This window comes from Haloferax mediterranei ATCC 33500 (genome assembly GCF_000306765.2).
GTDB lineage: Archaea > Halobacteriota > Halobacteria > Halobacteriales > Haloferacaceae > Haloferax > Haloferax mediterranei.
On sequence record NC_017941.2, the window covers coordinates 663,544 to 676,057 of the forward strand.

Here is a 12,514-nt window from a genome sequence, read left to right on the forward strand (position 1 = left end):
ATGCCCCTCGATTCCCTCTCCGAAACCATCGCCTCTGCGCTCCCGGACACGCTCGGTGACCGCCTCGCCGACGCGACCGGTGACTACCTTCTCGATTCTTCCTCCTCGGACGCCTGTGAGTGTACAACCGAGTTCACTACACCGACCGACCGGCCGCACGACGAGACAGTCACGCTCGCCGTCGATGCATCGGCGTGTCCGAACCGCGGTTTACTGGCTCACGCCCCCGCCTGCCGCGCCACGGTTATCGAGGCACTGGAGACGCGCGACGCAGACGGCGTCGTCGTCCGAACCGACGGCTTGGAACGTCGCTACGACGACGCCGCGACCGGTCTGCTCGTCGCCGCTGGCCGGTTCGCAGAGCGCGTGCACTTCCACGACGAACGACTCGCCGAGCGTGCTCGTCGGGACCCGCTCGCCGCCGCCTACGAGGCAAACGGCCGCGCCGGTCCGATACGCCGCGCTGCGGCCGAAACCGGGCTTTCCGAGGGAATTACTCGAACGACCGACTACGACGACGCGCTCCGTGCGGTTGTCGGCCCGACGCTCGCCCGTTCACGTGTCGACCCGCGCCCGCCGGCGGACGGGCGACTCGTCGCCACGACCGACCTCGATACCGGCGCGGTCGCCCGTCAGTACGAGACACCGAACGGTCTCGTCTACCACCTCGACCCGCCGGAGTCGAAACTCGACCAACAGGCCGCACGGACGCTCGCCGCCGCACACGACGCGCTCGCTCGGGGTTCGGTCGATGCCGGTTCCGGAGTGCGTGCACCGGGGCGTGCTGTCCGTCTCGTTGCGGATGCAGAGGCTCCCGTCGAGACACTCACGACGATTCTCGCGAAACACACGCAGGGTCACGGCGTCCTCGACGACTTGTTTTCGGACCCCGCCGTCTCCGACGTGTACGTCTCGACCCCGGCCGACGAGAACCCGATTCGCGTCGTCGTCGACGGCACGTCGATGCCGACGAACGTTCGCCTCGCGCCCGGTGGTGCCGAGTCGCTCGCCTCTCGTCTGCGACGAGTGAGCGGGGCGTCGTTCTCCCGCGCCGACCCGACGCTCGACACGGTGGTCGATGCGGGCGGCGTGAGCGTCCGTGTCGCGGGCGTGACCGCGCCAGCGAGCGACGGACTCGGGTTCGCGTTCCGCCGTCACGACGAAACGCCGCTTACGCTCCCCGCGCTCGTTGCGAACGGAACGATTTCGGCTGACGCCGCGGCGCTCTGTTCGCTCGCGGTCGAACGCGGTGCGTCAGTTCTCGTCGCCGGGTCACGCGGGGCAGGGAAGACGACGTTCCTCGGGTCGCTTCTATGGGAACTCCCGAGCGACGTTCGCACCGTTCTCATCGAGGACACGCCCGAACTCCCTGCGTCGAGTCTGCGGTCCGCCGACCGCGACGTGCAGACGCTGCGGACCGACACGACCGGTGGCCCGGAGCCGACGCCGCAGGAGGCGCTTCACGCGGCGCTTCGATTGGGTGACGGCGCACTCGCACTCGGGGAGGTTCGCGGCGAGGAAGCCGCGGTTCTCTACGAGGCAATGCGTGTCGGCGCGAACGCAAACGCCGTCCTCGGAACGATTCACGGCGACGGCGCGGCGGATGTTCGCGAGCGCGTCGTTTCCGACCTCGACGTTCCTGCGTCGTCGTTCGCGGCAACCGACCTCGTCATTACGTGCGAGCGCGCGGAGACCCACCGCGTCGCCCGTGTCGAGGAGGTCCGACCAACCGGCGATGACGCTGCGTTCGAGACACTGTTCAGCCACGACGGCGACTCGCTTGTCTCTTCAGGAGCTGTCTCACGTGGTGATAGCCTCGCGGTTGAGTCCCTCTCTCGTCCGGGCGAGTCGTACGCTGACGTACTCGACGCACTGGAAACTCGGACAGCCTTCCTCAAATCGCTCGCCGAAACCGGCCGAACGAAGCCCGCTGACCTCGCCGCGGCCCGTGCGGAGCGTGATTCCGAATGCTGACGACGATTGTCTCTTCGGCCGTGACGACGCTCGCGAAGCTTGCTCCCGCAGACGTTGCCCCGAGCGACGAGTTGCAACGGTCGCTCGCGTTCCTCGGATACGACCTCGACGCCGAGACGGTCGTCAGCGCGGGCTACGGCGCAACTGTTCCTGCAGGACTGCTCGCTGGACTGCTCGCTCTCGTCGCTCGGTTGCCGACCATCTCGGTCGTTTTCGTCGCGCTCGCGGCAGCGCTCGGAACCGCTCATGCGGTGCACACGCTCCCGGTCTGGCTGGCGACGCTCCGCCGAACTCGGGCACTCGGTAACGCGCCGGAACTCGTCGGCCGCATCGCGCTTCGGATGCGCATCGAACCCTCCGTCGAGCGGGCTGCCTCGTTCGCCGCCCGTGCCGACGACGACCCGCTTTCGACCTCGCTTGCGGCCCACACCAACCGCGCCCGCGGGACGCCGACAACCGGACTCGGTGAGTTTGCCGACGCGTGGCGCGAGTGGTTCCCGGCGCTCGACCGAGCGACGGCGCTGCTCCAGACGGCAGCAGATGTTCCCGACGGAGAGCGGGACCGCACGCTCGACCGCGCGCACGAAGTCGTCCGCGAGGGGACACAGGACCGCCTTGCCGACTTCGTCGGGTCGGTTCGCGGCCCAGCCACTGCAGTTTACGCCTTCGGCGTGTTGCTCCCGCTCGCGCTGGTCGGCGCACTCCCCGCGGCTCGGGTCGCTGGCGTCGGCATCACCTCGTCGCACGTCGTCTTCCTCTACGACTTCGTGCTTCCCGCCTGCCTCCTCGCCGTAGTCGGGTGGGTGCTCGTCCGCAGGCCGGTCGCCTTTGCACCGCTTTCAGTCGATACGTCTCACCCAGCTGTGGACGACCACCGTCTCGTCGCCGTACTCGGTGGCGGGGTTGCGGGTACTGCGGCCTTCGTCGCCGTCACCATGCTCGTCGCCCCGTGGGCGGCACCGCTCGCAGCCTTCGGTCTCGGCGTCGGAACTGCGCTCTTCGTCGCCGCGCGCCCGGTCATGGAACTCCGCGACCGCGTTCGGGCGGTCGAAGACGGGCTCTCGGACGTGCTCTATCTCGTCGGTCGCGCCGTCGGCGAGGGCGAGGCCGTCGAGTCCGCACTCGCCCGTGCCGCCACGTCGGTCCCCGGCGCGACGGGCGAACTGTTCGAAGATGCGGTCGGCGTCCAGCGTCGCCTCCGCGTGGGCGTCGTCGAGTCGTTCTGCGGCGAGTACGGCGTTCTCGACTCGGTACCCAGTCCACGCGTGGCCGGTGTCGCAACGCTGCTCGGACTCGCCGCCAGCGAGGGTCGCCCGGCGGGCCGCGCCATCGTCTCGATGGCTGACCAACTCGCCGCACTCTCGCGTCTCGACGCCGAAGCGCGCCGCGAACTCGCATCGGTCACCGAGACGCTCTCGAACACGGCGGCCATCTTCGGCCCGCTCGTCGCCGGTGCGACCGTCGCGCTCGCAGACGGAATGGGACCCGCACGGACGCTTGACGAGGCAGCCGTCACCGCGCCGATGGCGACCGGTGACCTCGGGTTCGCCGTCGGAGTGTACGTCCTCCTGTCGGCAATTATCCTCACGACGCTCTCGGTCGGCGTCGAGTACGGACTCGACCGTCACCTCGTCGCGTCGCGGGTCGGCAAAGCGCTCGTGTCGGCGACGACGACGTTCACTCTCGCCTTCGTCGCCGCGGGCACGCTCGTCTGAGTCGATAGGACCAATCCGCGACCTGTCTCGTGTCGTCTCTGTCTCAGTACTCTGGCTCCGTCCCACTCGTGCTGAAGTTTATATACCCGGACGGGACCACCCCGGGCTATGCTCGACGCACCGCTCGATACCCTGTACACGTGGACCGCGCTTTCGGTGGCCGCGACCGTGCTTCTCGGCACGGTCGCCGGACTTCCGACCACGCCCGCACCTGACGCGTCCAGCGTCGCCGACACCGTCGATGGCGTCGCCGTTTCCGAGTTCGACACCACGGCCGAACACCCGCTGACCGCCGATGCCGTTCGCCTCGGTTCGAAGCGCATCGGCCTCAGAAACGAGGGCGGTGCCGCCCACGCGACGTTCGCGTTCGGGCCAATCACGCCCGCAACGCCCGACTCGCGGCTTGGGTCCGTCGCCATGGGTGCGAACCCGAATGCAGTCTTCGACTCGCCCGCTTCGTTCGCCGCCGCCGCAGCTGCCGCCCGTCAGCGCAACGCGACGTGGCGCTCGGCCGCCGAATCGCTCGTCGTTCGCCACGTCTCTTGGGAGGGTACGGATGTTACCGTCGTCGCAGCATAGAGCACAGACCTCGCCGGTCGCCGCCCTCACCGCGCTCTTCGTCGTCTGCGCGGCACTCTCGGGGTATGCGACGGTTCTCGACCGCTCGCTGCCGACTGCGGACCGTGACCTCGCGCCCGCAACGCTGGAAAACGTCGAATCGACGCTTGCAGACGACACTGGGACGGTCAACTTGTCGCGGATTTCGTCTGCGCCCGCCGCGTGTCCGGATGGGTACTCCTGCCGCATCGTCGTCGCGGTTGACGACGAACGGCGGGTCGTCGGTCCCGACGCGCCAGCAGGTGCCGACAGCGAGTCAACCCGGGTTAGCGTCCGCATCGAACCGGGCCGCGTCGGCTTCGGAACGCTTCGCGTGGAGGTGTGGCAATGACGGATGTCGCCTTCGACGTGACGCTCTGTCTCCTCCTCGTGAGCGCGAGCATCGGTATCGTCGTCACCGCCGATACCGGCGTGACCGGCGGGAACGCCGTCGACGCCGACGGAATCGCATCGTCGCTAGCGACCAGCACGGCAACGGTCCAGTACGACCTCGAACCCGGCGTCCGGGATGCCGGCCCGTCACTTCTCGAATCTCCGAAGGGCGTGGACGCCCGCGAACTCGACCGAACCGCCCACGGAAGTCTCTCGGGGCTGCTCGCCCGCTCGACGCTCGGCGCAGTCACGGTCGACGGTGTTCGTCTCACGCACGCCCGCGACGATTTCCGCAGCAAGGTCGGACGCCGGGTCGAATCTGAACTCCCCGCCCGCGGCGTCAACGTCGCGGTGCTTTGGACGCCGTTCCCCGGCGCACCGGTTCAGGCAACCGACAGTCTCGGACCCAACGCGCCGTCTTCGGCGACGGTTCACTCCGCGACGCTCGACGTGCCGAGTGGATTCCCCGCGGCGCGCGAAGATGCGGTCGCCGCCAGCGACGACGGTTTCGATGCTGTTGCCCGGGTTGTCGCAAACCGCACGGTCGCTGGATTGTTCCCGCCCGAACTCGCTCGACTCGCACTCCGCGGCGACGAACCCGTCTCGACGCTGATGACCCACCGCTACGAACGGGCCGGCGTTCTGTTGAACGCCTCCGTCGAACCCGAAGTTGCCCGAGAAGAGACTCGCACTGCGAACGCCGACCTTGCGGCCGTCCTCGCCCCACGTCTCGCAGACGAGATGCGTTCACGGTACGACACACCCCGAGACGCCGCCGAGGCCGTCTCAGTCGGTCGCGTCACCATCGTCGTCAGGACGTGGTCGCTATGAGGCTCGCAGACGACGAACGCGGCCGCGTGCCCTTCGCCTTGCTCGGCGTGCTCCTGCTCGTCGGGAGCGCGACGTTCTCCGGCGCGCTCTCTACTCACGACCCCGTCGCAGACCGCCGCGTCGACGAGGCGGTCGACCGCGCAACCGCGCAAGCCGACGCCGCAGTCCGCGCGGCCGTCGGAGACGCGGCACGCGAAGCCGCCGCGAATCCGGTCACGACACCGGCGAACACGACAGTCGGCCGAGTGCTTTCGGAAAACCAGACGTTCCGCGACTACCTTCGACTCCGAATTGCGCTCGCCGCATCCGAGCGACTTCGGGCCGTCTCGGTGCAGCGCAGTGGCGTCAACGCCTCGGTTTCGTTCCCCCGGCCGACGAACGAATCCAGTCTTCGCGCGGCGCTCGAACGGGTTTCTATCGACTCCCGCGAGAACGGGACGGTTCTCGTCGCAACCGTCGAGAACATCTCCGTCGACGTGCAGCGCGGCGGCAACCGGGTCGCCGACGAATTGATTACGACGACCGTCGGCGTTCGGACGCCCGTCCTCGCGCTCCACGACCGAACCGAGACGTTCGAACACCGACTCACCGCAGGCGCGACGAACGGTGGAACGTTGGATGCGACGGTCACGACCGCGCTCTGGGCCGCCGCATGGACGCGTGGGTGGAGTCAGTACGCGGGCGCGCCTATCGAGAACGTCGTCTCGAACGACCACGCCGCGTTGGCGACGAACGCCGGCGTCCTCCTCACCGAACAACAGACGTTCGGAACCACCGACGCCGATGCCAGAGGTGCGATGGGCCGAGCAGCCGTCCAAGCTGGTGCCCAGAGCCTGCTTTCCCAGACGGGTATCCCCGCCGCACCCGAGCTTGCGAATGCGCTTCCCGCCCCGAACAAGGAGGCAGACACGCCCCCGAAGACAGTCCCGTCGAACCGAACGATTAACGCATCGGTCGGCCCGGCGGCCGACCGCGCGCTCGTCTCGCTGCTCGACGGCCGCGGTGATGGTCCTTCGTTCGACGGCGTGGTTACGGACGCACACAGCGCAACTGTGTCTGTCAAGTCCGACGTGCGAGTCATCGAAGATATCGACACCGCACCGATAGACCTCGGAACAGAATGGGAACTGGTCGAAGAGACGACGGATTCGGACGTGTCTGTTACAGCGGTGCCGACGCGCACGCCTGCGCTCTCCCCCGATACCGTCGTTGTCGATACCGGTTCGCGTGTGGTGACGACCCGCGAGACGACCGTCCGAACGTGGAGTCACGGGAATGAGACGATTCAGACACAAGAACAGACGAAAACGAAAACCCGCGTCGACCTCGCGGTCGTCATCGACCCGCACTCGGTTCCCGGTCCGGCGCGCCCCATCGACCCCGCGACTTCGACTGGCGGCGTGCTCGACGGAGAAAACTTCGCCGCCGCCGTGACTGATGCAGAAGACGTGGTTTCGACGCACGGCGGATTCGACGGACTCGCACGCGATGTTGCCGCGGGCGATGTACCCTCGTCTGAGACGACTGTCGCACCTCAGGCCCCGAAGTTCGGCGCGTGGGTTCGCTCGGATCTCGTCGACCTCCACCAGCGCGTTCGGAACCGAAGCGAGACCGTTTCCGCGCGAGCGCTCGCCGCGGGCGAGATGAACCTCGCAGCGGAACTCGCCGCCAGTCTCCGAGCCGACCGACGCGCCCTGATCGACGGTCCCGCTGCCTACGACGGTGTTTCCGACCGGGCGCGCATCGCAGTTCGCGCCGCCTACCTCGACCGCGTGCTGGCCGAACTCGACCGCCGCGCGAACCAGACCGCTGCCGCCACGGGTGCCGCCAGCGACGCGGCGCAGAATGCGGACGTCGGCTCACTCTCAACGGCGGTGTCCGCCGAGCGAACTGCCCGGTCTGTCCTCGGGTCGAAGCGCACGAACCGAACGACGAACCAAACAGGCGTCAGGTTCGTTCCCGATGCGGACCCGATGTATCTCTCGCTCAGCGGCCTCTCCGGGTCGGCCGTGCCGACTGTCGCTCGGGATGGAACGTACCACCCGCTTGTCGCCCGTAACACCAACCTGTTCACGCTCCCCTACGGCGACGCCACCGACACCGTCCTCGAACCGATTTTCGGCGCTCAGCGTCGTGTTTCGCTTCGAACCGCGGCCCACGCACTCCTCGCCGCGGATGACACACTTGCAGCCTCGAACGGAACGAATGAGTCTCTCGAAAACCGCCGCGATAGACTCGAAACCGCCGTCATTCGAGCGACTAGACCCGCCCAGCAGGCTGCACATGGGGTCCTCGCAGAGCACACGAACTACTCACTGGCAGAACGACAGTCCACCATTGAGACCGTCTTCGGCAGATGGGACAACCCCGCGAACAAGGCTCTCGCTATCACCAACGGGACCGCCGCGCGGCTCATCGCAACCGAAGTCGCGGGCACAGGCACGGTCGAAGCAGACATCCTCGAACTGCGTCTCGAAGCGGCCTTCAAGTCCGCCCGCAAGAACAGTCGTTCGACGGTCCCGCAGCGACTTACGAACCGGACGGTCGAGACGACCCGGACAGTCCGACAGGAAGCAGTCGCGACGACAACCACGGATGCGGCGATGAGGGCGACCGAAAACGCCGTCACGAACCGCGTAAACAAGACGCTCAAATCGCGCTTCAATCGCTCGTTCAAGCGTGTTCCCGCTGGTATGCCGGTCGCCTCGGTTCCCGGCTACTGGTACGCGACAGTCAACGTCTGGGACGTTGCCGTCTCGGGCGAGTTCGGCCAGTTCCGCGTCCACGCCCGCGGCGACACTGAATCGCTGACCTACGCCCGCGACGGGTCGACTGTCGCCCTCGATTGGAACGGTAACGGAACGGCTGAAACGGTTGGTCACGGCGAGCGAGTCTCCTTCGAGGTGGAGACAGCTATCGTCGTTGCCGTGCCAGCGTCCGGTGTCGGTGTCGGCGACGTGGACGGAAACGCCGACGAGCGCTCTGACGGCTGGAAAGGCGGACCGGGCTGTACTGTTCCCGCCGACTGCCGTGAGGTGTAACGCAGTTTCGACTGCAGTCGGTGGACACACCTCACGGTTCTCCGGCACGTTTCGTGCCGAGTAACAACCGTTTTGCCGCTTCGATGCGCAAAACGTGATGTATGTTGCACGACGCCGTAGCCCAACCCGGGGCCGTGTCGCTCGACGAGCTTCGGGTCGCCTACGAGGACAAAATCCGTGATGCGGTCGCCACCGCGGGTGCGGACGCTGCCGCGGACGCCGCCGGTGTTTCTGAAGACCTCCTCTCGAACGGCGTGTTGGAGTTGACGCTCGAACAGGCCGCATCCATCCTTGCGCTCACCGATGACTACCCGGATGCCGACGCCATCGTGTGGGAGTTCCGCGACCACCTCCTCATGGGTATGACGAGCGGCATCCTCGATGTGGATACGCTCGCCTCCGAAGTCGATATCGACCGCTCGGGACAGGAGATTCAACAGGCTATCGAAGGGCGTACCGCGGCCACGCTCGATGAACTGGCCGCCATCCACCACGTCATCGCCGTCCGAAACGAGCGATGAGGGTCGCCATCCTCGGCTGTGGCTACGTCGGTCTCGAACTCGCCCGACAACTCGTTTCCGACGGCCACGATGTCTGGGGAGTCCGCCGGTCCGACGCCGGTCTTGACGCCGTTTCTGACACCGGAGCCGAGGCAGTCCGCGCCGACGTCACCGACGCCGAGAGCCTTGCCGCGGTCCCTGACGTGGACCACCTCGTCTTCGCCGCAAGCTCTGGCGGCCGTGGGGCTGACGCCGCCCGAACCATCTACGTCGACGGACTCCGGACGGCTATCGACCACTTCGCCGGTCGCAGGTCGTCGCCGGAGCGGCTCGTCTACACGTCGAGTACGGGCGTCTACGGCAACCACGACGGGGCGTTCGTCGATGAATCGACGCCACTCGACCCGACAACCGACAAGACGCGCGTGTTGGCCGAGGCGGAGCGCATCGCCCGCGAGTACGCGGGAGCACAGGGAATCGAAGGAACGGTCGCCCGCTTTGCCGGACTCTACGGCCCGGACCGATACCGACTCGAACGCTATCTGAACGGGCCGGTCACCGAGGGCTACCTCAACATGGTTCACCGCGACGACGCCGCGGGAGCCATCAAGTACCTCCTCGAAACCGACCGCGCCCGCGACGAGACAGTTCTCGTCGTCGACGACGAACCGGTCTCGAAACACGAGTTCGCCGATTGGCTCGCCGACGAGTGTGGCGTCCCGCGGCCGGAAAAGCGCACGAATGAAGAGCGACTCGCCGCGGACGACCTCTCGGAGGTGGTTCGGCGTCGCATCCTGACGAGTAAGCGCTGCTCGAACGAGTACCTCTGTACGCTCGGTTATGAGTTCAGCTACCCAACGTATCGAGCAGGTTATCGTGCGGCAATCGACGCCTATCGGGCAACCCACTCCTGATACTGTCGGCTGTAACTGGTTCAAAATATTCGGTACCCCGAGGTGCCGAAATTCTTCACGGACTTACAGTCGGCAGTATGAGCGTTCTTACCGTTCGATAGGTTCACGGATTCACGGTCTGTCAGCCGAGAACAACCAATTAGGGGGAATATTCATACCATAGGCCCCGGTCGTTTGGTGTATGTTTGGTCCGGTGGGACAGTTCGATTCGGGTGCACTCTTCGAGTCTCTCGGCTCGTTCGTCAGTACGCACCCGGAGGTTGCGGCGGCAGTCGTCGTCGGTCTGGGTGTCATCGCGCTCGCCCTCTATGCCGCCGTTCGATTTAAGCGGACGAGGGGGGAGCGCTTCGCCGAGGCACTCGAAGACGTAGACGAAGTCGCAGTTCTCATGCATCCGAATCCGGACCCCGACGCGATGGCCGCCGCAATCGGGGTCGCTTGTCTCGCCGAACAGGTGGGGACAACACCAACGATTCAATTTGCCGGCCAGATTCGACACCAGGAAAACCGCGCGTTTCGGACCGTTCTCGAACTTGATTTAGACCCAATCGACCACGTGAGCGACCTCGCCGCCGAGGCGGTCATTCTGGTCGACCACAACACGGCGCGGGGGTTCGCCGGTGCCGAAGGTATCCTCCCGTATGCCGTCGTCGACCATCATCCCGGGGAGGGGACGGGCGAGGCGTTTACCGACGTACGAACTGACTATGGCGCGTGTTCGAGCATCATCGCGGAGTACTTCCGAGACGTTGGCGCGAAGCCCGTTCCGCCGGACATGCACGCAAGCGAGGTAAACTCGACGTACACCGTCCCCTCGCAGGTTGTGACGGGACTCGTCTACGGAATTCTCACGGACACAAAGCACCTGACTGCCGGGTGTTCGTCGGCAGACTTCGACGCTGCGGGCTATCTCTTCCCCGGTGTCAACGAAGACCACCTCGACCGCATCGCCAACCCCGAAGTCTCCCGAGAGGTGCTCGAAGCGAAGGCTCGCGCCATCGCCGGCCGGGACGTTCGCGGCCCGTTCGCAGTCGCCGACATCGGCACGCTCTCGAACGTCGACGCCATTCCGCAGGCGGCAGACGAACTCATTCAACTCGAAGGCGTCACCGCCGCAGTCGTCTGCGGCGAACGCGAAGGAAACGTCTATCTCTCGGGTCGGTCCCGCGACGACCGCGTCCACATGGGTCGGACCCTCGAAGCCGCGTTGGAGGACTACCGCGGGTCGAGCGCCGGTGGCCACGCCCGGATGGGCGGCGGACAAATCATCCGCCCCGAAGTCGTCGCCGACGGTGGAAACGGCAACGGAATCGCCCGAGACGAACTCGTCGAGCGCGTCTTCGAGTCACTCTCGGGCGATATTTGAGGGTGAATTCAGCGCGACCGGTTTCTCTCCGTCTCCCGTCATCGACCGGTGGGCCTTAACAGCCAGCAGTCGTAGGGTCGCCCATGGCTACAGGACGGGGCACGTGGGCCTACCGTGACCGGTTCGGCGACAGTTTCGGCCGCACGTTCTTTCGACGTTTCGGACCCGGCGTCGTCTCCAGTATCGGCATCGGAACGTATCTCGGCGACCCGACGGACGAGGTTGACGACCGCTACCGCGAATCGCTCGTCCTCGCGCTCGAAAACGGAATCAACTTCATCGACACCGCATCGAACTACCGATACGGGCGGTCAGAGCGCGTCGTCGGCGACGCGGTCCGCGAGGCCGAGATTGACCGCGACGCTATCGCGATTGCCTCGAAAGCCGGGTTCGTTCCCTTCGACCGGACCCGTCCCGACGACCCCGGACAGTACATTCGTGAGACCGTCCTCGATGCGGGACTCGCCGAACCGGACGAACTCGCCCACGGCAGTCATACTATCGCCCCACAGTTCATCGACGAGATGGTCGACCGCTCGCTCGACCTGACCGGATTGGAGCATATCGACTGCTACTACCTCCACAACCCAGAAACGCAGTTAGCTATCGCCGACCGCGAGACGGTGTACGACCGTATCGAGGCGGCCTTCGAGGTGCTCGAACGGCGCGTCGCCGCCGAGGATATCGGCCGCTACGGCGTCGCCACGTGGGAGGCGTTTCGGGTCCCCCCCGAGCACGATTCGTACCTCTCGCTTCCCGAAGTCGTCCGGCGGGCAGAACGCGCGGCAGAGACCGTCGGCAACGACGAATCGGGACTCGAAGCCATCCAACTCCCGTTTAACGTCGTGATGGCGGACGCCTTCACCGTCGACGCTCACGAGACGGAATCGGGCGAGTTGACGAGCGCGCTCTGGTACGCTCACGAACACGACCTGCACGTGTTCACGAGCGCGAGCATCGCGCAAGGCGAACTCGCAGATGGGATTCCGGAGTCAGTCGATTCGGCGCTTTCCGGCGACACACCGGCACAGCGCGCACTCAATTTCTCACGGAGCGCACCCGGCGTAACGGCGGCGCTCGTCGGTGCGTCGTCGCCAGAACACGTCGCAGAGAATATTGCCGCCGGGACGTTCGACCCGCTTGGTGCGCGGGTGTTCGACTCCGTATTCGAGTGAGTGCTGGT

The 12,514-nt window shown here is 66.4% G+C and carries 10 protein-coding genes; all 10 read left to right on the top strand.

From position 1 onward, the window contains the following. The 10 genes from HFX_RS03425 to HFX_RS03470 all read left to right on the top strand — a co-directional run bounded on the left by HFX_RS03425 (position 1) and on the right by HFX_RS03470 (position 12,506). A complete protein-coding gene (locus HFX_RS03425; protein WP_004057521.1) occupies positions 1–1,974 on the top strand; it encodes a type II/IV secretion system ATPase subunit in 1,974 nt (657 codons plus the stop codon). Continuing rightward, positions 1,968–3,689, top strand: coding sequence for a hypothetical protein (locus tag HFX_RS03430; RefSeq protein ID WP_004057520.1), 1,722 nt, complete (start codon positions 1,968–1,970; stop codon positions 3,687–3,689). The genes HFX_RS03425 and HFX_RS03430 overlap by 7 nt, the downstream gene beginning before the upstream one ends. A 108-nt stretch (positions 3,690–3,797) precedes the next feature. Beyond that, positions 3,798–4,268 carry a DUF7283 family protein gene (locus HFX_RS03435; RefSeq protein WP_004057519.1) on the top strand — a complete coding sequence of 157 codons (471 nt, stop codon included), beginning with the start codon at positions 3,798–3,800 and terminating at the stop codon, positions 4,266–4,268. Next, positions 4,246–4,638: a DUF7285 family protein gene (locus HFX_RS03440; RefSeq protein WP_004057518.1), complete on the top strand. Its 393-nt coding sequence runs from the start codon at positions 4,246–4,248 to the stop codon at positions 4,636–4,638. The genes HFX_RS03435 and HFX_RS03440 overlap by 23 nt, the downstream gene beginning before the upstream one ends. Further along, on the top strand, positions 4,635–5,510 hold the full coding sequence (locus HFX_RS03445) for a DUF7284 family protein (RefSeq protein ID WP_004057517.1): 876 nt from the start codon (positions 4,635–4,637) through the stop codon (positions 5,508–5,510). The genes HFX_RS03440 and HFX_RS03445 overlap by 4 nt, the downstream gene beginning before the upstream one ends. Next, positions 5,507–8,551, top strand: coding sequence for a DUF7286 family protein (locus tag HFX_RS03450; protein WP_004057516.1), 3,045 nt, complete (start codon positions 5,507–5,509; stop codon positions 8,549–8,551). Before HFX_RS03445 ends, HFX_RS03450 begins: the two co-directional genes overlap by 4 nt. Before the next feature lie 101 nt (positions 8,552–8,652). Beyond that, positions 8,653–9,072, top strand: coding sequence for a DUF5791 family protein (locus HFX_RS03455; RefSeq protein ID WP_004057515.1), 420 nt, complete (start codon positions 8,653–8,655; stop codon positions 9,070–9,072). After that, positions 9,069–9,965: an SDR family oxidoreductase gene (locus HFX_RS03460; protein ID WP_004057514.1), complete on the top strand. Its 897-nt coding sequence runs from the start codon at positions 9,069–9,071 to the stop codon at positions 9,963–9,965. The genes HFX_RS03455 and HFX_RS03460 overlap by 4 nt, the downstream gene beginning before the upstream one ends. Positions 9,966–10,146: 181 nt before the next feature. Beyond that, entirely contained in the window at positions 10,147–11,331 is a 1,185-nt protein-coding gene (locus tag HFX_RS03465; protein ID WP_004057513.1) for a DHH family phosphoesterase, read from the top strand. An 83-nt stretch (positions 11,332–11,414) separates the two neighbouring features. Then, on the top strand, positions 11,415–12,506 hold the full coding sequence (locus HFX_RS03470) for an aldo/keto reductase (RefSeq protein WP_004057512.1): 1,092 nt from the start codon (positions 11,415–11,417) through the stop codon (positions 12,504–12,506). Positions 12,507–12,514: the final 8 nt, after the last annotated feature.